The 20,596-nt window shown below is 43.9% G+C and carries 17 protein-coding genes; 5 read left to right on the top strand and 12 right to left on the bottom strand.

Features of this window, described 5'->3' with window-relative positions; translation table 11 throughout:
* Nucleotides 1–21: 21 nt before the first annotated feature.
* The 10 genes from VNM22_19265 to VNM22_19220 all read right to left on the bottom strand — a co-directional run bounded on the left by VNM22_19265 (nt 22) and on the right by VNM22_19220 (nt 9,803).
* On the bottom strand, nt 22–1,035 hold the full coding sequence (locus VNM22_19265) for a glycosyltransferase (GenBank protein ID HWP49305.1): 1,014 nt from the start codon (nt 1,033–1,035) through the stop codon (nt 22–24).
* A 178-nt stretch (nt 1,036–1,213) separates the two neighbouring features.
* A complete protein-coding gene (locus VNM22_19260; protein ID HWP49304.1) occupies nt 1,214–1,966 on the bottom strand; it encodes a class I SAM-dependent methyltransferase in 753 nt (250 codons plus the stop codon).
* Between the two features lies 1 nt (nt 1,967).
* A complete protein-coding gene (locus VNM22_19255; GenBank protein HWP49303.1) occupies nt 1,968–2,789 on the bottom strand; it encodes a class I SAM-dependent methyltransferase in 822 nt (273 codons plus the stop codon).
* A gap of 148 nt (nt 2,790–2,937) precedes the next feature.
* On the bottom strand, nt 2,938–4,119 hold the full coding sequence (locus VNM22_19250; GenBank protein HWP49302.1) for a glycosyltransferase: 1,182 nt from the start codon (nt 4,117–4,119) through the stop codon (nt 2,938–2,940).
* A 25-nt stretch (nt 4,120–4,144) separates the two neighbouring features.
* Complete coding sequence (locus VNM22_19245) at nt 4,145–4,849, bottom strand: hypothetical protein (protein HWP49301.1); 705 nt, start codon at nt 4,847–4,849, stop codon at nt 4,145–4,147.
* Entirely contained in the window at nt 4,833–5,915 is a 1,083-nt protein-coding gene (locus VNM22_19240; protein HWP49300.1) for a hypothetical protein, read from the bottom strand. Before VNM22_19240 ends, VNM22_19245 begins: the two co-directional genes overlap by 17 nt.
* A complete protein-coding gene (locus VNM22_19235) occupies nt 5,912–7,048 on the bottom strand; it encodes a DegT/DnrJ/EryC1/StrS family aminotransferase (GenBank protein HWP49299.1) in 1,137 nt (378 codons plus the stop codon). Before VNM22_19235 ends, VNM22_19240 begins: the two co-directional genes overlap by 4 nt.
* The gene (locus tag VNM22_19230; GenBank protein ID HWP49298.1) at nt 7,045–7,758 is read right to left on the bottom strand and encodes a hypothetical protein; all 714 of its coding nucleotides are present in this window, start codon (nt 7,756–7,758) and stop codon (nt 7,045–7,047) included. The genes VNM22_19235 and VNM22_19230 overlap by 4 nt, the downstream gene beginning before the upstream one ends.
* 16 nt (nt 7,759–7,774) lie before the next feature.
* A complete protein-coding gene (locus tag VNM22_19225; GenBank protein ID HWP49297.1) occupies nt 7,775–8,488 on the bottom strand; it encodes a class I SAM-dependent methyltransferase in 714 nt (237 codons plus the stop codon).
* A gap of 16 nt (nt 8,489–8,504) precedes the next feature.
* A complete protein-coding gene (locus tag VNM22_19220) occupies nt 8,505–9,803 on the bottom strand; it encodes an ABC transporter ATP-binding protein (protein HWP49296.1) in 1,299 nt (432 codons plus the stop codon).
* A 979-nt stretch (nt 9,804–10,782) separates the two neighbouring features.
* Between VNM22_19220 and VNM22_19215 the strand changes: the two genes are divergently transcribed.
* The 5 genes from VNM22_19215 to VNM22_19195 all read left to right on the top strand — a co-directional run bounded on the left by VNM22_19215 (nt 10,783) and on the right by VNM22_19195 (nt 15,471).
* Nucleotides 10,783–11,697: a MoxR family ATPase gene (locus tag VNM22_19215; protein HWP49295.1), complete on the top strand. Its 915-nt coding sequence runs from the start codon at nt 10,783–10,785 to the stop codon at nt 11,695–11,697.
* Nucleotides 11,697–13,139 carry a VWA domain-containing protein gene (locus VNM22_19210; protein ID HWP49294.1) on the top strand — a complete coding sequence of 481 codons (1,443 nt, stop codon included), beginning with the start codon at nt 11,697–11,699 and terminating at the stop codon, nt 13,137–13,139. Before VNM22_19215 ends, VNM22_19210 begins: the two co-directional genes overlap by 1 nt.
* Nucleotides 13,140–13,146: 7 nt before the next feature.
* Entirely contained in the window at nt 13,147–13,563 is a 417-nt protein-coding gene (locus tag VNM22_19205) for a hypothetical protein (GenBank protein HWP49293.1), read from the top strand.
* 370 nt (nt 13,564–13,933) lie between these two features.
* On the top strand, nt 13,934–14,281 hold the full coding sequence (locus VNM22_19200) for an RNA-binding protein (GenBank protein HWP49292.1): 348 nt from the start codon (nt 13,934–13,936) through the stop codon (nt 14,279–14,281).
* A gap of 257 nt (nt 14,282–14,538) precedes the next feature.
* The gene (locus VNM22_19195; protein HWP49291.1) at nt 14,539–15,471 is read left to right on the top strand and encodes a hypothetical protein; all 933 of its coding nucleotides are present in this window, start codon (nt 14,539–14,541) and stop codon (nt 15,469–15,471) included.
* Nucleotides 15,472–15,602: 131 nt separating this feature from the next.
* Here VNM22_19195 and VNM22_19190 read toward each other — a convergent pair whose 3' ends face one another.
* Both VNM22_19190 and alaS read right to left on the bottom strand, forming a co-directional pair.
* Entirely contained in the window at nt 15,603–17,471 is a 1,869-nt protein-coding gene (locus VNM22_19190; GenBank protein HWP49290.1) for a radical SAM protein, read from the bottom strand.
* A 307-nt stretch (nt 17,472–17,778) separates the two neighbouring features.
* Entirely contained in the window at nt 17,779–20,415 is a 2,637-nt protein-coding gene (gene alaS / locus VNM22_19185) for an alanine--tRNA ligase (protein ID HWP49289.1), read from the bottom strand.
* Nucleotides 20,416–20,596 lie beyond the last annotated feature (181 nt).

The raw sequence follows: 20,596 nt of genomic DNA, 5'->3' as shown, positions 1-20,596 counted from the left end.
TTTTAATTAATTCCAATTTATCTATAAAACATGTCCGTTGATGACCAGGATATATCTTTGTGTCAAAAAACCCTTTCCAATCTGGAACATTCTCCTCAATTTTCTTACCCTCTGGGGTAATCGGGATTTCACTGTTTGACCTCTTACATTGGATTGAAGGGAAGCTTTTGGTGAAAGAAAGGGAACTTGTTGGGCTTTTGTGAAAAGAGTATAGATATAAGGTGCATAAATACTTTGCCGTATAACTTTAGAGGGTTTCAAATTGTAATCTGCAAAGTTAGGATCATAGAGCCAGCCGGTGATCTGTTTAAAGCCATGGAAATGGAAAAAAATGAGGGGCTGGTCATCCACCCAAATCTCATTTTTATATTCTTGAATTTGATAGTTAGCCAGATTCCAGGGAGCCAGATTAACCCCTTTGTGCTGTAAAACCACGACGTTTTGGAAGCGATCAGGCCAGGTATCCAGATATTTTTGGTCTGCATAGCGACCCTCTTCGCAGCGATCATAACACCACTCAATGCAACGTTCACGCCACCAATAAAGGCAGGTAAAGGCATGACTATCACGCTTGAAGGAAAGCCAGCCTACGTTGTAAATTCCGTACCGCTCTCGGTCGCGAAGATAGGGTGGAAACCGATGTTCAACAATGGCAATGGAGTGGTTGCCGATTTCTTGATAAATAGGGGCTAAATCAGAGAAAAAGAAAAGATCTGCATCCAGATAGGTAATATGATCTACTTCAGGAAAGTTCCTTAGTACAAACAAAAGGAGGGAAGGGGTACAGGTGAAATAGTATTCCATGAGAGAACGGTTCTGCCTGGCCTTAAGAAGTTCTTCATCTCCTTTCTCGAATTCTTCGAGGGAAATTAAATGGACATCTGGCAAGTTCAGTTGGGAAAGAATCCTCTGGCACTCAGCATCCAGACATAGCACCCACAACCGAAACGAAGGGCAATAACGCTTAAGCGAGTGATAAAGGGCCAGTCCCCGTAATAAATAATGATGATCAAAATAGGTACAGAAATAGTACATCAAACTAAAAAGACAATCATTCTTTAAACAAGATCAGAAGTTTACTTATCGAACCTCAGATCCTGATATAGAACACTGTTTAAACCTCCTCTCCCGCAGCGTGGGAGAGGGACTTGGGGTGAGGGCCGCTTAAACATTAATCACAATTAAAGTTACAGTGTAATATTTTCTCCTTGAATCAATCTTGCTTAAAAACAAGTTCGGGCTTTCGCGCTATCAGCACGTTATCTAACGTATCCCCTCGCTTGCCCAATAGCTTATCTAATATAAATCCAGTCAGTAGCACTGGTGAAAGCAGGATCGATAAGGCCAGAATCACCCACGGCGGTCGATGGATAACATAGGTATGAATAATTGTATCTACCATGCGTTGTGCCAGGGTTGCCCAAAGCCCACATGTGGGAATCACCTTAATGACTTCCAATCCATTCTTTTCGGCAAGATAACGCAGTCCATAATGGGTATACCGGTAGAAATCATAAGGTTCTAGATGAAGGCCCCAGGTTTGAGGAGTAGTTAAGAGGAGATAACCTCCGGGTTTAAGCACCTGAACTGCTTCTGCCATTACCACAGAAGGTTCTGGTACATGTTCCAGAACTTCGTTACACAGGACCGTATCAAAGACTTGACTCCGAAAGGGTAATCTCATGGCATCACCTATGACATCTACTTTACCACCGGATGGAATATCCAGACCAATATATCGGTCCACAAATTGAAACAGATCCCGATAAGGCTTTCCTCCACAGCCAATATCCAATAGTGATCCTCGGGCGTAGTGAGAGTGCTCCTGGATTGCCTGCCGCAATAACCGACGGGCAAGATGCAAGGGATCTGTCCATGCCAGTAACCAGGGACCTCCAGGAATATGAAGTAAAACACCCTTGCTCGTGAGGTATATCAGCCTTAAGCACCGTAGAACCCAATTCACTTCAACCAACCTCACAGATATAGGTATAGGTCTTACTTGTCTCTTGAAGTACTTCTTCCAGGTTGTAGGGGAGACTGGATAGCACGTGACGAAGAATTAATCCATTTTGCCTTATCAAATCCTGTAACTCCTCCTCGTTAAAAATCACTTCTATCACGGGTTGTCCGTAGGCAGATTTACGTAACAGAGTTGTGGATCTCTTCTGCAGGACAGGTACCGTATGAAAAATACACCATTTTCGGGTGACCCGACGACTTTCACGGATGGCTTCCCGGTAGCCTAACACATGCATCAATACCGTACCCGATAACAAAATATCGCAGGCTTCATCCCTCAGAGGAAGGGCTGTGGCATCCCCGACGACAAATTGAACCTCAGGATAAGATCGTTTCCCTAAATCGGTCATGGCAAAGGAATAATCCAGACCGATATAGCGGACAGGCCGCTTCAGGAGATGGGTTAAAACCTCAAAATTCCAGCCACTTCCACATCCTACCTCAATAATCAAGGGGTTTTTTAAGGCGGTCATCTGCACAGCCTTAGCTACCGCGACAAAATCCTCCCGTGGATTCCCTTCATACATTTGTCGGAGTAAAGGGTCAAAGGCTGCATGCTGCCTTTCGGCAACAGCCCGATCTTGCCATCCGTATAGGAGTTCCGGTGGAACTTCCTCCTTTATCACTTCAAGGTTAGAGGACACCGGTAGATTCTGTCCCGTGTTTCCGTTCTTCCGAAGCCACTCCCCTAATACTCGTCGTAAACGGAAAGGTAATATCCTGCGTGCAACGGCCTTTAGCTTCAAAGAGGTCGAAGTGAAAACCATCTGAAAATTTCGTTGTTGGACAGGTAATACCAATTCCCCATAAAGATTAGGCCTTACCCCCCTCTCCGGACGTGGGGACGGAGGGACTATGTTTCCCTATCGAATTGGTATAACATGCCAAAATCGAGACCTTTCCACCCGTTATTAATTAAAGATATTTACGAACCATATCCACAAACTCCTGCATGCGGTGGGAATAGGTATGTTCTTGTAAGACCCGTTTTTGACCGGCACAGGCAATGGATTTACGTTCTTCATCGTGTTCCAGGTAATATTGAATGAGTTCGGCACATTCTTCGGGAGTTCGATAGCTTACGATTTCTTTACCCGGTTCAAACATCTCGTGCAAATTTTCTTTCCAATCGGTCACGAGTAAAGTTCCAACCCCGGTTGCTTCGAAAAGGCGCATATTGTTGGCATAGGGACCCGCTATATTAATGTGGTGATTCAGGGTTATTTTGGAGTTGGAAAGGATTTGATACATTTCGATACCCCAGGCTTCGCCCCGGTAACACCGACGAATAGAGGAAGTCTCCGACAGACTCTGAATTCCCTGTCCCCATATCTCCATATCCTGACGTGCACATAGCTGTTCGAGGAGCTGAACCCGGGCTTTATGATGCGAGGATAGACTCCCTACAAAGGAGATGGAAATTTTACTCTCCCTCTGTTCCAATCGCTCTAATATTTTCGGCTCAAAGGCAAACCTATGTAATTCGGCAGGAACCCCTCTCCGTCGGAAATCCTCAACAAAATTAGGCAGGGACGAAAGGATCAAATCATAGCAACGAAAGTCCTGGTTAGGGGGTAAGGGAGAAGCAATTTGCCCTACCAGCAAGCGGGTGTAAGGTTTCATCTCTTTTAAAAACAAACTGCTCATACTTTTCATATCCAGATTAAAAAGAACATCCGGTCGGTAGTGCTTGATTTGTGCAGCCAGGATTTTGTACTGCCGTTTATCCAGTGAACGAAGTACCGGGCGAAAGAGTGGCTTAAGGTGTCTCAAGGGCGTTCGGGCAGTAACATACCGAATTTGCCGTAAAGCGTTCCACCCCGGCTGTGCTATGGAAACCGCCTCGTCTGGTTGGACTGGTTGGATATTATATTGTTGAGCCCACGCTCTCTGCATGAATTCATTATTAACGTGGATGTCCCAGGCTTCATTGCCGAGTTTATGGAGATTGTCGGAATAAAAATCTGCAAGCCCAAATAAACTCTCGTTGCGGACCCGCATTTGTTCTTCATAGGGTTGACTCTCTAACCCCGGATGTTGAGAGTAAAGCCACTGTAAGAACTCGGTATAATCTGTGTTAAGGATAAGAAATTTCATACTTACGCTGCGCTGCAGGTTGCAGCTACTTATAGAAAGATAAAACTCTCTTCCAGAAGGGTTCCGGTAGCTTTAACCTGGAAAGGCCTATCAGGGTAGAATCGTCTTCACCTCTTCCAATCTTCTGGACAGAAAAGTTTAACCGCCTTAGATGAGTTATCTGTTCGTCGGTTGCCGTCAAAATGGTGTAGCGGGCATTTTTTTCAAACCATTTATCTGCCAGCTCGGGTAAATGTTGCTCATGCTCACGAAGGTCTGCAGATTCCCAACCCCGGTAAGTATTTAGCATCATCACCACGTCGAAGGGAATTTCTGGGCAGGTCCTAAAAAGGTGTTGTATAAAAACATTGAAAAGTTGAACCCCTTCCTGTTGAACTTTAGAGTGTGTGCTAAACTTGCCCTTATTACAATCAATTCCAAAACAGTGGGCTTCAGGGAATGCTTTCTTGATCTGCCAGAGTATAACGGCATCTCCACAGGCAATATCCAGAAGAGAAAAGCCGGGTTCCAGGAGATGGTGCTCAATAAGGGTATTCAGATAAGAAATAATCTGGCCGGATCTGGAACGTTTATGGGTCACTTCATAATCCGACACACCTACCCTCTGAACGATTCTATCCTGGATGCCATCTCCAATAGGGGTTCTCGGCCACAGATAATAATCTGCAACATCTTCTTTTGAAGAAATGTGTTCCAAGTCCTCTAAATATTTACTATGAAAGGATTTCATGGATTAACTCTCGAACTTTTGTGGGAGTTGCAAAGACCTCCTCGGAAACTTTGGGGATAATTTGACCTCCAAACCGAAAGACGTTTTGATTCCAAAAGTCTATGGGGGTCGTACCTAATTGATAAACGGTCGCAGGGGCAATGGCGGTTACATCTTTTCCCAGGAATGGGGGAACGTAGATATGACTCCCGAAATCCCTTTCTGTGAAAAACAAACAGTGTCTGGCAAAGTGGATCAGGCAGATCTGCTCTGTGAAGGAGCTACAGGAGTACTGAAAACAGTTGGGCAACTTCTTAAAAGCCGAATAACTATCCAGATATCGACCGGTATGAAAAGATAAAAGAACTACCTTAATTTCCCTGGCCAGGGCTTCAATAAGCCGTTCCTTGGGTACAACTTCCTGAGATCTAATTACAATCTCCCGGTTTCTTGTTTGGCAAAGTACAAAGGGTTCGGTTAAATCCCAACCCAGTTTCTCCTCAACAGAAGCCCGTACCCTCAAATCCGGTTCGATCTTTTGAAAAAGATTGTTATTGAGATCCAGCAGGTCGTAAATATTACCTTCCGCAATATCCACGCCATATCGCCTGCGATCGCAACCAAAGGTACAGCCGTTTAACCGGATTTTGTCGGAGCTGAAGATAAAGGTATAGGGTTCTCCGGATCGGTCAGATCCTTGCGGTGAAAATAAATTCCACCACCGAAATTTTGGATTTCTGGATTGTTTTACCCCTTCCAGATGTTGAAGAATAAAAGATTTAAGTTCTGCTTTGAGCCGGTGATCGAATCTGTGGCGCTGATAAAAGGTCAATTTTCTTTTTAAACCAGAGGTAAGGTCGTAGGGATGTAGAGCAAAATACCCACAAGCGACACTCCTCTGAAAAGACTTTACCTGGGAAATATCGATGTATTGAGAAGCCTTTTCATACAGGGGATAAAGATTTGCCCGGCTGCAGCAGATAATCTTATCAGAAGGCGAAAGGGTCCTGGAAAACTTTCGGATAACGCCTTGCCAGTTGAATAATTCGTAACCAAACTCACCCAGAAACGTAAAGATGTAAATCATGGGTTCGATAAATCCTTACCAAAGTCATAAATAGATTCAATGATTTTATTAACCTCTTCATCGGATAGAGATTGATGGATAGGCAGGCAAAGGGTTGAGCGGGCTGCTTCTTCGGCATGGGGCAAATGGGTTGTTACCCCATAAAATTTCACCCAGTGTAGAGGGTAGTAGCGGAAAGTGGTATAGATGCCTTTTTCTCTTAGATATTTAGCCAGTCGATCCCGGATCTTGGGTTGGGTCTGGATCCAATAGAAGTAGTAAGAAGATTCCACATAAGCCGGGATCTGAGGTGGCAGTTGCAGCCAGTCCAGTTTAGAGAGGGCCTGATTATAATATTCATGGATTTCTCTGCGACGATTAATAAAATCGGGGAGTTTTCTTAATTGTTCAACTCCAATGGCGGAAGCGATATCATTCATGATAGCCCGCCTTCCATAACAGGAAATCTCAAATTCCCACCACTTGGTGTCTACGCTGCTGGAAAGTCCACTCTGGGTTGTTAAACCCAGATAAAGGAGTTTTTCGGCCCGTTGGGCTACCTCCGGGGTTCTGCAGTAAAGCATGGCCCCGTCTCCGGTCACCAGGATTTTCATGGCATCAAAGGACCATACCCCTATGTCTCCAAAGGTTCCGCAGGCCCGGCCTTTATATCGAGAGGCAACACTACAGGCGCTGTCTTCGATAAGTGCAATTCCTTTGTCCCGCACGAGCTCACAAATTTCATCCATCTGACAGGGCACTCCTCCATAATGTAAAATGATGACAGCTTTGGTCCTGGGAGTGATTTTCTCCTCGATAAAATCGGCCGTCGTATTGAGAGTTCTTTTGTTAACATCACAAAAGGTAGGTTGAATACCCGCCGAAGCTACGGCATTGGCCGCACCTACGAAACTGATGGAAGGAAGAATAACCTCATCCCCCGGACCTATACCCAGTAATTCCATAGATAGGAACAGACCTTCCGTACAGCAACTGAGGCTTCGAACTAACTCCCGCTTCACACCTAAGTGAGAAGCAAATTTCTCCTCGAATTGATTAGTTATTTTTCCTTTACCTACCCAATTTGATTCGAAAACTTCTTTAACAGCTTTTAATTCTTCTTTACCTAAAGCAGGTTGAAAGACATGGATCATGTTGGAATCATCCTTAGAGATTGCAGGGTTTGATAAATTTCAACGGCTTCTCTATCCCCGGGAAGTTCACTATGGTTATAATGCTTGCGTGAAGAATCGAACAGAGCTCGGGCCTCTCCGGTGAGAGGAATCCCCAACTTTTTACAAAGTAAGGTTGTTTGCTCGATTACATCTCCGTTATAATCGAGAAGGTACACAGGTTTTTTACCTTCACAGGCATGATAAATATATAAGAGCGATCGATTAAAGCGTTTCCAGTATTGTAAAGCCTGTCGTCTTCTCCAAAGCCCTTTGATCCATCCCTGACCCAGATAAGACGCAACCACTTCCTGGGGAGCTCGAAACATGCCGATAACAATATCGAAATGGTCCAGCCAGATATCATGCAAAATGGTCGTCCTGGGATCTTTAAAAGCCCAATAGGAAAGGGGGCTATTCGCTTTTGCCTGGGAATCCATGTACTTTATAAAAAATCGGGCCAAGGTATGCCAGGAATCCGAAAGTTTGATCTCTCTGGCCGGAAGCCTTCCGTAGGGCAATCCGGGTTTCGCACCGAATTCTTGTATCAAAACCGAATCGTTCACGAGTCGAGCCAGTTCATGTTCGTAGGCCCAATTCACGTCATCCAGGAATACTCCACACTTACCTAAGAATTCAGTGAGATAAGTCGTTCCACTACGACCCATCCCCACAATCATCACCCGTTGCATAGTAAACTCTTCCTATTTAGCAAGCTTTTATAAAGCGTAATACTCTCAGTCCAAGAGGATGAGGATAATCGTACAAACAAGCATCTAATCGCAGTTCAGGTATTTCGTTTACAATCCCTTCAAAGAACTCTAAGGTATGATGCCAGTACTCACGGTCCGGGAATGTTACAATAGCCCCCTGGAGAGAACCATTACGCGGATGGATAATAGGTTCTAAAAAATTCGGGCCATGTGGATTCAGAAAGATCGTCGCATACAACCGACCTCCGGATCCCATGACTTTTGTCAGATCATGAAAACAACGCCGAATAGCTTCAGGCGGGATATGATCAAACAAAGCATGAATCCAAATGTAATCAAAGGAGGTTTTAAGAATTTCCTTTAAAGGGACCGGTTCCTTACCCAATTCAACAGTATAAATCTGTGGTTTCTTTTCTAAAAGATGCAAAGGTTTTAAAACCCGTTCGATCCCGGCCTTAATAAGGGTTGAATCTTTATCTAGGGCAAAGTAATGACCTTCCATCAAATATTTGATAAAGAAATGACCCCCTCGAAAGGACCCACAGGCAACATCCAGCAAATAGTGATGGGGTTTAAGCCCTTCTTTTATCAGGAACTCAAATTGATTCCGTCCAACGTCCTCCCAGTGTCCTCCTACTGCAGCCTTATAATCTAGGCCAGAGCCTGAGGGATTCAATAGCCTCTGAAGTAGACGTTTGATTAAATTCACAGGGGTTTTCCTCTCCTCAAGGGATTTCATTATTTTCCATAGGGAAGTAATGCCATGTTTGATCCAGTAAAAAGGGACCTTGACTGCTTGAAGGCATAACTCCCGTACCGTAAAAATCTGCTTCATGAACTTCTATACTCAACGCATCTTTAATCTGGTCGGAGATTTCCCCATTGATGTCTATATAAAGGGAGAGGTAATATATGCCGGGACGAAGCAGTAATCTGGGCAGGTTGCACATCACTACCGTACCGTTTGTGATACTTCCCATATGGGCCTGGGCATTGGGATCGAATCTATTCAGCAGGGTAATCAACCTATCTCCATAAGGGCCGTTAATGCCGATGCCGATTTTTACGTTTGAAGAATGGAAAGCTGTAACGGCTTCAAGTTCCATTTTTATGGATGCTGCACACCCTGAGTACAGCCAGGATTCTCCATTTTGATTGAAAACGGCAACTTCTTTAAAGCGAATTAAACCGGTACCTGTCCTTGCTGCAAAGATTTTCGTACCCCCTGCTGTCCCTTGTGCAGCTGCCATCTGATATTTACTGATGACGTCTTCCACAGGACCTATACAGGTTACGCGCCCCTTCTCCAGAAGGATGCCCCGTTTACAAAGCCGGGCTATAGCAGCCATATTGTGGCTTACAAACAATACGGTTCGTCCCTCTTTTGCCACATCGCCCATCTTCCCCAGGCATTTCTTCTGAAAAGCCATGTCCCCCACCGCAAGTACTTCATCTACAACCAGAATCTCAGGTTCCAGGTGAGCAGCAACGGCAAAGGCCAGGCGTACATACATTCCACTGGAGTAATACTTTACCGGGGTATCGATAAATTTCTCTATCTCCGCAAAGACTACAATCTCATCGAATTTACGGTCAATTTCTGCCTTTTTCATCCCCAAAATAGAACCATTCAGGTAAATATTTTCCCGTCCGGTCAGCTCGTTATGAAAACCGGTACCCACTTCCAGTAAAGACCCGACCCGGCCATAAATAATGGCACTGCCTTCTGTCGGTTCGGTAATGCGAGAAAGAATTTTCAACAAAGTACTTTTCCCGGCTCCATTTCGACCAATAATGCCTACCACTTCACCTCGCTCGATTTCAAAGGAGACTTCTTTAAGTGCCCAAATGAAACGGTTGGATCGAGAATCCTGAACGGAAGATGAGGGACGGGAGAGGGGGAAAACAGCCCGGAAAGGTGCATAGAGGGCATGGGCCAATACATCTCGCAGAGCCTTGTAGGGCTCCCGTGGACCGATTTGATACATTTTACCCAGATTTTCAGCCCGAATAGCCAGATTCATAGAAAAAGAATCTCTTGCCGGGATTACCCCTGCAAAATAAACTTTATTACTTCTTTTATCAGGATAGGAAAATTAACAGAGTACCATAAGATTAACAGAATAAAAAAACAAGTCAATAACCCTTTTATCTATTATAGCTGTATCAATTTCCCACGCTACGATTTTCATGCCTTGTGGCGACCCAACGGGTCATAGCCGTTTAGTAGAGGGAAAAAGAAACATCCTCTAACCCCCCCCCATGCGCCAGGATAAGCTGAAAAGCCCCGTCAGGGGCGAACAGTTAGTAGCCCCCGACCTGCGTCGGTGGATTCAGAAATTCAGAATTTTTTTCACATCCTGGTAAACAGGTTGCCCCTGACGGGGCTTAGAGGATCCTGTTATCCTGTTTCCCCTGGCTTACACCAGGGGCTACCCACAGGTTGCCCCGCCAGGGCTGACCTTCCCATGGCGTGCATGCCTCTGACCTCCCTGGAGGAGGAACTTCAGTAGCAGCAACCCCGTATCAGTCCCCTCTGGAGGGGGCTAAAGGGATGTTCAGACAGAAAAAAGTGACACCTACTACATTGTTACAGCTACTTATTTCTTTGGGATAATCTTACTGACCTTTTTGTTTAGAGCAAAATTAAGGCCAGCTCAAGGGAGTCGTTTTGAAACATGGGGAATTAAACTAAAAGCCCAGAAAGTCGAATAAAAATTAATCCAACCCTTCAAGTTCCTTTTACAAAACTTTTCTGGTAGGTGTCAAAATTTGTCACCCCCCCCTCCCCTTCCCTTTTAATAAATCCCTTGACTTGCTTCGTGAAAATAATGAAATTAACAAGGGTAGCCAGTTTCCATTCCCTGAGACCCTACCCTGAACATCGAAGAGTTGAAAAATCATTTTTAACCTCGGAATAAAAGAAGAGCCTGCTCACTTGAAAGAGAGTCCCCGATGGATGGATTCGCATGGGTAAGAAATAGCAGGGGAAAATTAAAAAACATGTTTAAATCGATTTCTGATGTACAGGAACGGTTTGAAGGTAAAGGTTATCTTTGTAACCGGCAGGTAGCCACGGTTATTTACTTAGCTAGCAGAATGAAAAAGCCTATTCTGGTGGAGGGTCCTCCAGGAGTTGGAAAAACAGAGTTGGGAAAAACGCTGGCAGAGGTTCTGGGTATAGAATTGATCCGGCTTCAATGTTATGAAGGATTGGATGAAGCTAAAGCCCTTTATGAATGGAAATATGCAAAACAGCTACTTTATACCCAGATTCTAAAGGATAAAATCGGGAGTATTCTCAATGAGAGTGTAACCCTTCAGGAGGCGGTAGATCGGATTTCAGAAGAGGAGGATGTTTTTTTTTCAGAGCGATTTTTAGAGCCCAGGCCTCTTCTTAAAGCGATTTTAGCCGATGAACCTACAGTCCTCCTGATCGATGAGGTGGACCGGTCAGATCCAGAATTTGAAGCTTTCCTGCTGGAAGTTTTAAGTGATTTTCAAGTCAGTATTCCAGAATTGGGTACCCTTCGGGCCAAACATATTCCTCTGGTGATCTTAACCAGTAATAATAGTAGAGAAATGACCGATGCCCTGAAACGTCGCTGCCTGCATCTTTATATCCATTTCCCGGAAAAGGAGGAAGAACTGCGGATGCTTCAGATGCGTATTCCCGATTTATCCGATACCTTAGCCCGGCAGATTGTAGAGGTTGTCTACAGGCTAAGGAAATTGGATCTAAAAAAATCTCCCAGTATCAGTGAGACTTTGGATTGGGCAAAATCTTTAATAGTTCTTAATGCCGATAAATTGGACCAGACTACCCTGGATAGTACCTTAAATCTTATTCTTAAATACGAGAGGGATATCGAAAAAGTACGGAATCATTTACCTCAAATCATCAAAGAGATTGGTTGATGGAAGAAAAAATTTTAGAATTTGTCCAGGCCCTTCGAAAATCCAATATTCGTGTAACCCCTTCAGAGGAGATAGATTGCCTTCACTCTCTGAGCCATATCCCTTTGGAAGAAAAAGAGATATTCCGCATGACCCTTCAGACGACCTTGATCAAGCGTGTTGCCGACATTCCCACCTTTCAAAACCTTTTCGATCTTCATTTTAACTTTGAAGATAAAAAAAATAGTACGGGCGTAAGGCCTTACGCCCCTACAGAAAAAAATTCCCTGATGGCCCCCCATAACCCCCTAGAAGAAAACCTCCTGGATTATAATACCCTTGCAGAAAAGATTGACCTGGCTTTAGAAGAAGCAAGTACTAACATAACGGCCTTATCCAGGCATATTCTGGGAGGTAACGGAGGGCAATTACATCGATGGATCAAAGCGAAAGGACAGGAAGTCGGGATTCAAAACATGAGTTATTTTCTCCAGGTGAATTACTATACCCAGAAAATTATGGAATCTTTTGACTGGAGGGAAATCGAAACAGATCTCAATCTTCTTTTAAAGATCCTGGCCCAAAAAGGTCTGGATGGTCGTAATCTCAACCAAACAAAAAAACTTCTCAATTATCGGGTGAATCTTCTCAAAAACACGATCCGACAGTATGTACGGCAGGAGTTCGAGAAAAAGGATTTTAGATTTAGGCAGAAATTGGCGGAAGAAGCTTTGATGGATAAAAACCTCTTACAGTATACCGAACGAGAGGTAGAGGCCATGAAAGGGATGGTTGCCCAACTGGCCCAACGGTTGAAGGAGCTTCAAGCCATTCGTCAGAAAAAAGCCCGAAGAAGCAGGCTTAATGTAAAAGGCATCTTTAGAAAAAATCTGAAATACGGAGGGATTCCCCTGGATTTATCCTTTAAAGAAAAGAAAAAACGTAAACCCCAGATTGTAACCCTCTGTGATGTTTCCAACTCGGTTCGAAATGCCTCGCGGTTTATGTTACAATTCCTTTATAGCCTTCAAGACCAGTTTTCCAGGGTTCGAAGTTTTATTTTCGTCGATGAAATTGCGGAAGTCACAGATCTTTTTAAAACTTACCCCCTGGAAGAGGCAATTACCCGGGCGATGACCCAAATGGGAATTGCCTACAATCATCTGAGTGATTTTGGAAGTGCCTTTTCAGCTTTCTGTGATAACTACCTGTCCGCCGTCACCAGTAAAACGACGGTTATTATCATGGGAGATGCTCGCAATAACCAATACCATCCCCGAGAAGGGGCTTTGAAGGAGATCAGAGCACAGGCTAAACGAATCATCTGGTTAAATCCGGAATCTAGTTGGAGTTGGAACTTTGGAGATAGCATCATGGGCCACTACGAACCCTATTGCGATAGTGTCGTCGAGTGCCGAAATATCAAACAACTTGCGGCAGTTATAGATACCCTGGTTCTGTAAAAACCCTATGAAAAACCTTTTTTTCGTTTTAGTCGTTTTATTTTTAGTTTCCTGCAGTCAGGGAGAGGGAGGACAGAATAAAAAACTTACTTTATCTGGAACCATTTATATCGACCCTTCCCTCGCTGCCAAAGTAGGTCGTAATGATCGTTTATTTATTATAGCCCGGCGACCGGAAGGAGGTCCTCCCCTGGCCGTTCAAAAAATAGTCAATCCAGAGTTTCCGCTTAAATATTGGCTCAGTCCGGAAGATGTCATGATACCGGGGGTTGAGTTTACAGGTGAAGTTACGGTGATCGCCCGAATTGATAAGGATGGTCAGGCCGGTCCTCCACAACCCGGTGATTTAGAAGGGAGTTGGAAGGGTAACCCGGTTAAAGTAGGCGATCAGAAAGTGGATATTCTTATCGACAAGCTTTACTAATACTTTTCCGTGTTGAGGTGGGATCTAACAAAGGGGCTATTCGGTTGAAGGTCGACCTTGTGGGAAGATGGTCCTTACCCTGGATACCGTATTTTTACAAGGGGTGGGTATAATTTTTACGGAAAATTTAAAATATCATCTTGACACCCTATAGAGTCCGGGTTATATTGCGATTGTAGTTGACAATATAAGTACCTGCCTAGTCGAAAGTATCCAAAATGTGGAGATTTTTAATCTCCCAAACATAAAGGTACATTGTAGACAAAGCAGCACCCAAAGTTTCTGGATCGTTTTTGATCGTTTCGTTTGTAAACCCTCAAAGACTTTCTAAGGGCTTTGAGGGTTTTTTCTTTTAAGAGAGGTGTGAAAAATGTTAAGTAAACTTTATGTAGGAAATTTATCTTATCAAACCAGTGAAGAAGATTTAAATCGACTTTTTGGACAGGCAGGAACCGTTGAATCTGTAAGAATTATTACCGATGCGACGTCAGGTCGTTCTAAAGGGTTTGGATTTGTTGAAATGGCCTCTGAAGAAGAGGCGCAAAATGCGATCAATATGTTTAACGGATACAGTTTTAAAGATCGAGAAATGGTGGTAGATAAAGCAAAACCAAAGCGCACCAACAATTATAAAAGTCGTGATTTTAAGGGAAGCGGCGCAGGAAAACGAGGAGGTTCCAAGCCCAAGAGAGTTCAGTACGAGGAAGATATGGAATAATTAAATTATTATTTGAAGTTTGTGAGGTGAGGCTGCTCAAGCATCTACAACGGACCCCGAGAAAAAGTTAAAAAATTATATAAAGGAGCCGGGAGTACTTTACCGGCTCCTTTGCCTTTTAATGATAGGAAAGTCTGTGGATCCCTGTCCTTGCGGGGTTTTTCCCCTCTTATTCTCTCTTTCTTCTTTCCTTTCCGGTTTTTATCTTATAAATACAGCTTGACAATTGGTAAAAAGTCTTTACTCTACTCACTGTTATGAGCGAGTTAGAAGCTCTCTTACAAGGACTTTTTGCCCTCATGGAGTGGCGCGTATTTCTGACTACCCTGGTCTTTTCTGTTTTAATGTACCGGGTTCCGATTTGGCGGAAGAAGGTACCACCCTATGCAAAGCCGGTGGTAAAACCTCCTCCTGTTAACTCACCTGCCCCTCTACCTTCGACTCCGAACCCCCAGCCTGTATCGGCTCCACCTTCCCAGATTCCCCCCTCTTCAGTTCCGAATCCTCAACCAGGACCTCCAAAACCTTTACCGGCCCCTTTGCAGGCCTCACCCTTACCCCCATCGGGATTTTCTCCCCCATCCCCTCCCCCACCCGGTTTATTCAAAAAGATGACCCTGGGGATCCTTTCCTTACTTAAAAACTTTCTTATAAACTTTCCCTTGTATAGCCTCTTGCTGTCTGTTTATCTTTTTTTTGTCATTCCTACTGTTATTAACCCTTCTGAGAGAACCACCTTCGAATTATCCGATAATTATCTTTTGACCTCTTTGGCGGGTGCAACCTTTGTGATGATGGTCGTCTATCTACTAGCTTTAATACCTAAACTGGGAAATTTCTTTGATGATCTTCATATCCTAACCTTTTTCGGCTCTGTGCCTATTATGATGGGGTTTTATACCCGGGATACCTTGCCGGATATCTTAAATAAATTCCCTTTGTTGTTCCTCTTTTACCCTATTTTTACAGCAATACTCTTAATATTTCTTAAAATAGGAACCTTCTTGCGGGAGAAGATAGCATGGACGGTTGGTAGATTTTTGTTCTTAGTTTTCAGGTTTGACGGGGTTCGTGCAGCAAATATACAGGCGAGTCTTTCTTCTGCCCTGGCCCCATTTTTCTTTGCAGGTCCTATTTTTGCCCTATTTATTTTTTTCTACCATACCCACTTCGCACCGGAAGTTAAATAGTCCAGGGAAACGGTCTCAAAAGTTCCAAACAGGGGTAGAAACACAAAACCGGGCAATCCCTGCTGTAGGGCGAAAGGACATTTCGCCCTACTTTAAAATGGGTCATTCTATAGAAATAACTTTTACCGCTCTCAGGCAGGAGTTAAAGCTTTACTACAGGCCCTTCTAATTTTATTTAAATCATCGGTAAAAATCAATCCTATTTGAGTGAGCGTTTGTTGTAAGGATTTACTTTTCACATCTGCCTGGACCCGAATGATATGGGGGAGAGAGTTTACAGTAGATTTAATAGCCTTTGCGACTTCCTCAATACTGGCAATCCATTTAGAGGGATATTCTTCCAAATCCTCAACGATAGGCACAATTACATAATCTACTTTCCCTTTTAAGCTTTCCATATAATCATAAACGATCTTGACGATCTTCTCTTTTCCCTGAGCCAGTTGCTCTTGCCTTTCTGTGACCAATTCTCCAAGCCCTTTAATGGAATCTTCAACTTTAACGCCCAATTCCTGGAAGAAAGTTTCTAAAGCCCGTTTAATCGTCTCACTGGAAGCGATGTCGGCAATGGCAATAACGCCTGTTTTCTTAATCGGCTCCTGTCCGACGAGTTCTTTAACTTCATTATAAAGATCCGTTTTCAACTTTTGAATGTAATCTTCATTGATCTTAAACCAATTCTTGAGAAGTCGGTGAGCGGTGAGACGTAAACCGGCCTCATAAAAATCTCCCCGAATCGCCCGTTTAAAAGCTGCTTTCAGAGAATAAAAATCTTTCATGGCCGTTAAAGTTTCAACTTGAAGCTCATAGGGGGTCATTCCTTTAGGAACATGGACCACATGGTGACCATCAAAGAGTGTCCAATCCTGGGTCAAAAACTTCCTGCCGCTGGCCTTAAATTGGATATAATCGTGAGATCCTGGAATGGGGGTAAGAATCATAAACTGGATGGTATCGATATCCCACTTTTCAACGAACCTTCGGGTTTCGCGAATAGTTTCCACACTATCTTCATCCGACCCTACCACAAACATGCCGTGGATTTTGATCCCATGGCCATGAAAAGCTTTAATGGCATTTTCTATATTTTCTACGGTCTCTTTCTTATGGAAGAGTTCCAGGGTTTTAGGGTTGATTGATTCAAATCCGACAAAAACCCTGTCGCAATTGGCTTTTTTCATGAGCTCTAACAGTTCTGGATCCCGGGATGCTTCATGGCGAACCTGGGCCCCCCACTTGGGCGTCAATTTATTTTCGATCATTCCCCTTAAAATCTCTTTGGTTCGTTTCTTATTATAGTTAAAAATATCATCGGCGAAGAACAGAAAGCTGAGATTAAACCGGCTCATGTGAAATTCTATTTCCTTTAGAACCTTATCGATAGAAAGTCCCCGGTAGCCTTTCCCGTTAAAAGCCGGTACAGAGCAAAACGTGCAATCAAAGGGGCATCCTCGGCCGGTTACGACGGAAACAATGGAGTGTTTTATATTCCCTTCAACCAGAGTAAAATCCGGAATGGGATAGACATCTAAATTTTCTTTTAAAGGACGAGGGGGATTATGCACCTTTCGACCATCCTGCCAATAGGACAACCCTAGAATTTTACTGAAGTCGCCTTTTTCTTCTATACAGCGGATGAGTTCTACCAGGGTTTCTTCTCCTTCACCACGAATCAGGAAGTCTGCATGGTCCAGGCATTCATCCGGCTCAAAGGTGGGATGAGTACCTCCCAATACTACGGGAATACCCGCTTCACGGGCAATTTTCGCCAATTTATAGGATCGAGGCGCTGTAGAAGTCAGGGTAGAAATTCCGATCAGATCCGCATCTAAAAATTCTCTAAAATCTACCTCTCCCAATTCCTCAATATAGACTTTCACTTCATATCCCAGATCCCTTAAAATCGTTCCCAGAAGAACAGAGCCTACTCGAGGAATAGGAACATGACTGTACACATGAATATATGTAGATTTTGTTTCCACCAAAACTATTTTTCTCATTAGCACTCCCTTTCTAAGTATGTTGAAACAACTTTAAACTTCCAGTCACCTCAACAAGGTATCTTTAAACTTCCTCAGATGACGATAATTTAATCTCCTGCAAATATTATTCTATTCAGAACCCTTGTCAATATAAACTTACCCTTTTTTGAGGATCCAGCAGAAATCCCTTTCCTTAAAGACGAAAGAATCCTATAGAGTTTTCCAGGGAGTCTTGGATGAGATTTTCTCTGATTTGTCCAACAGTAAGGCAAGAAGCAGGCTCTGTTTTTCCCTCGAGCCAGGATAAAGACGAAATTCTACCTGTTTAAGTTTTCTCGACAATCTCAAATACCCTTTCGAGGGCTTCTTTAAGCCTTTCTGGATTCTTACCGCCAGCCTGAGCCATATCCGGTCTTCCACCCCCACTTCCATCCACAATCTGGGCAACTTCCTTAACCAGAGTTCCGGCATGATACCGATTTATCAGATCTTTCGTAACCGCTGCAACCAGGGAAACCTTTCCATCCTCTACGGTACCCAGGAGTATAATTCCGGATTTTATCCGCTCCTTTAAATTATCCACCAGGGTTCGAAGTCCTTTCATATCGAGATTATCCACCTGAGCAGAAATCACCCGGATTCCTTTTATTTCTCGAGAAGTGTTCAATAACTCGTCGACTCTGGAGCTTGCCAGCCTGGCTTTTAACTGTTCTATTTCCCGTTCTTGCTCTCGGGCGGTGGCCAATAACTTCTCCAGTCGGTTTATCAGATCTGCAGAACCGGTTTTGAGGAGCATAGAAATGCTACGGAGTCGGTCCGTCTCTCGCTGGATATACTCTAAAGCCCCGGGTCCTGTCAGGGCTTCTACCCGACGTATGCCGGCCGCAACGCTCCCTTCATTGACAAGTTTAAACAGTCCGATATCTCCACTGGCCCTGGCGTGGGTTCCTCCACAAAGTTCCATACTGAAATCTCCGATCTGAACTACCCGCACCTGATCCCCATATTTTTCTCCAAACATGGCTACAGCCCCTCGTCGCAAGGCATCATCCAGGCTGGTAATAAAAGTCTTAACAGGCATATTGGCCCGGATAACCTGATTGACTACCTCTTCAATCCGGTAGAATTCCCGATAATCCAAATCGGAAAAGTGGGAAAAATCAAACCTGAGACGATCCGGAGCTACCAGAGAACCTGCCTGCTTGACATGATCTCCCAAAACTTGTTTTAGGGTAGCATGCAGGATGTGAGTGGCTGTGTGATTCAAAACAGTTCGCTGCCGACTCTCCGGGTCTACCATGGCTCTTCCCTTTTGTCCTTTGTGGATGGTTCCCTTTTTAACTTTTCCTTTGTGAACATGGAGTTGAGGAATCGGTTTTTGAGTATCTGAAATAACTACTTCTCCTTCGGGCAGACGAAGGATTCCTTTATCTCCTACCTGTCCACCAGACTCTCCATAGAACGGCGTTTTATCAAAGACCAGTTCAATTTCATCTCCCTCAGAGGCCATATCTACGGGGGTTTTATCTTTAAGGATGGCTAAAACTTCCACATCACCTTCCAGAGTCTCATAACCCACAAACTCCGTGGGAGGTAATGTCTTAGATAGGGTAAGATAAGATGGATCTACTTCACTTTCTCCAGAACCTTTCCACGATTTTCTGGCGCGAGCTCGCTGTTCTTCCATGGCCCGTTCATATCCGGGCATGTCCAAAGTTAATCCCTGTTCACGGGCAATCTCATCCATGAGATCCAGGGGAAATCCATAGGTATCATAAAGCTTAAAAACTTCCTCACCCGGAATCACTTGTTCGCCTCGTTGTCGGGTTTCCAAAATGACTTTGTTGAGCAATTCCATACCCACGTGGAGGGTATGACTGAATCGGCGCTCCTCATTTAAAGTTATCTGGGTAACCTGGTCACACCGATCCACCAACTCGGGGTAAGCCGGCTTCATAATATCTACAACAACCTGAATTCCTTTATAGAGAAACGGCTTTTCAAGTCCCAACATCTTACCATGCCGGGCCGCTCGACGCAGAATCCTTCGAAGAACATAACCACGACCTTCATTAGAGGGAATAACTCCATCACTGATAAGAAAGGTGATGGCCCGTAAGTGATCGGCAATCACCCTCATAGAGATATCGTCTTTTTCATTATCATGATAAGACTTTTCGGAAATGTCCTCCACAAAACGGATAAGGGGAACGAATAGATCCGTTTCAAAGTTACTGAAAACTCCTTGCAAAACGGCTACAGTTCGTTCCAATCCCATTCCGGTATCGATACTGGGTCGCGGCAAGGGAGTGAGGGTTCCTGAAACATCCCGGTTATACTGCATAAAGACAAGATTCCAGAGTTCTAAATACCGGTCACAATCACAGCCAACTCCACAAGTAGGTTTTCCACAACCGATTTGTGGACCCTGATCGATGAGAATTTCTGAACACGGCCCACAGGGACCCGTATCCCCCATGGCCCAGAAATTATCCTTCTCCCCTAACCGAACAATACGATCCGCCGGAATTCCAATGGTTTTATGCCAGATTTCAAAAGCTTCGTCATCTTCTCGATAAATACTTACCCACAACTTTTCTCGGGGAAGCTTAAGAACCTCGGTCAGAAATTCCCAGGCATAAGGAATGGCTCCTGCTTTAAAATAATCTCCGAAGGAAAAGTTCCCGAGCATTTCAAAGAAGGTATGATGACGGGCGGTACGCCCTACATTTTCTAAGTCGTTATGCTTTCCGCCGGCTCGAACACATTTCTGGACGGTCGTAGCTCGCGTATAACTCCGCTTCTCTTTACCCAGGAAAACATCCTTAAATTGAACCATCCCGGCATTGGTAAAAAGTAAGGTCGGATCTCCTTGCGGAATCAAAGAAGAGCTGGGTACAATGGTATGCCCCTTTTTATGGAAATAATCTAAAAACTGCTGCCGCAATTCGTGACCTGTCATGATAAACAATCCTTTCCAAAGGATAAATTTCTTGATTAAAAAGTCTATAAAGTCTTGAGCTTATCTATTTTAACATAACAGAGAAACAAGAAACTCGCAAGTAAAATCCGAGTAAACCCTCGGTTTCCTGCTTTGTACAAAAATGTTGACAAATAATTATATATAGGATAGTTAAAAAGGG

This window comes from Candidatus Limnocylindrales bacterium, from assembly GCA_035559535.1.
Lineage (GTDB): Bacteria > Moduliflexota > Moduliflexia > Moduliflexales > JAUQPW01 > JAUQPW01.
This window is presented reverse-complemented; position numbering and strand designations above follow the sequence as displayed.

Coding starts and splice junctions, on each gene's coding strand:
- VNM22_19265 (HWP49305.1), bottom strand. CDS start 1,035: ATGTACTATTTCTGTACCTATTTTGATCATCATTATTTATTACGGGGA.
- VNM22_19255 (HWP49303.1), bottom strand. CDS start 2,789: ATGGTTTTCACTTCGACCTCTTTGAAGCTAAAGGCCGTTGCACGCAGG.
- VNM22_19250 (HWP49302.1), bottom strand. CDS start 4,119: ATGAAATTTCTTATCCTTAACACAGATTATACCGAGTTCTTACAGTGG.
- VNM22_19245 (HWP49301.1), bottom strand. CDS start 4,849: ATGAAATCCTTTCATAGTAAATATTTAGAGGACTTGGAACACATTTCT.
- VNM22_19240 (HWP49300.1), bottom strand. CDS start 5,915: ATGATTTACATCTTTACGTTTCTGGGTGAGTTTGGTTACGAATTATTC.
- VNM22_19235 (HWP49299.1), bottom strand. CDS start 7,048: ATGATCCATGTCTTTCAACCTGCTTTAGGTAAAGAAGAATTAAAAGCT.
- VNM22_19230 (HWP49298.1), bottom strand. CDS start 7,758: ATGCAACGGGTGATGATTGTGGGGATGGGTCGTAGTGGAACGACTTAT.
- VNM22_19220 (HWP49296.1), bottom strand. CDS start 9,803: ATGAATCTGGCTATTCGGGCTGAAAATCTGGGTAAAATGTATCAAATC.
- VNM22_19215 (HWP49295.1), top strand. CDS start 10,783: ATGTTTAAATCGATTTCTGATGTACAGGAACGGTTTGAAGGTAAAGGT.
- VNM22_19210 (HWP49294.1), top strand. CDS start 11,697: ATGGAAGAAAAAATTTTAGAATTTGTCCAGGCCCTTCGAAAATCCAAT.
- VNM22_19205 (HWP49293.1), top strand. CDS start 13,147: ATGAAAAACCTTTTTTTCGTTTTAGTCGTTTTATTTTTAGTTTCCTGC.
- VNM22_19200 (HWP49292.1), top strand. CDS start 13,934: ATGTTAAGTAAACTTTATGTAGGAAATTTATCTTATCAAACCAGTGAA.
- VNM22_19195 (HWP49291.1), top strand. CDS start 14,539: ATGAGCGAGTTAGAAGCTCTCTTACAAGGACTTTTTGCCCTCATGGAG.
- VNM22_19190 (HWP49290.1), bottom strand. CDS start 17,471: ATGAGAAAAATAGTTTTGGTGGAAACAAAATCTACATATATTCATGTG.
- alaS (HWP49289.1), bottom strand. CDS start 20,415: ATGACAGGTCACGAATTGCGGCAGCAGTTTTTAGATTATTTCCATAAA.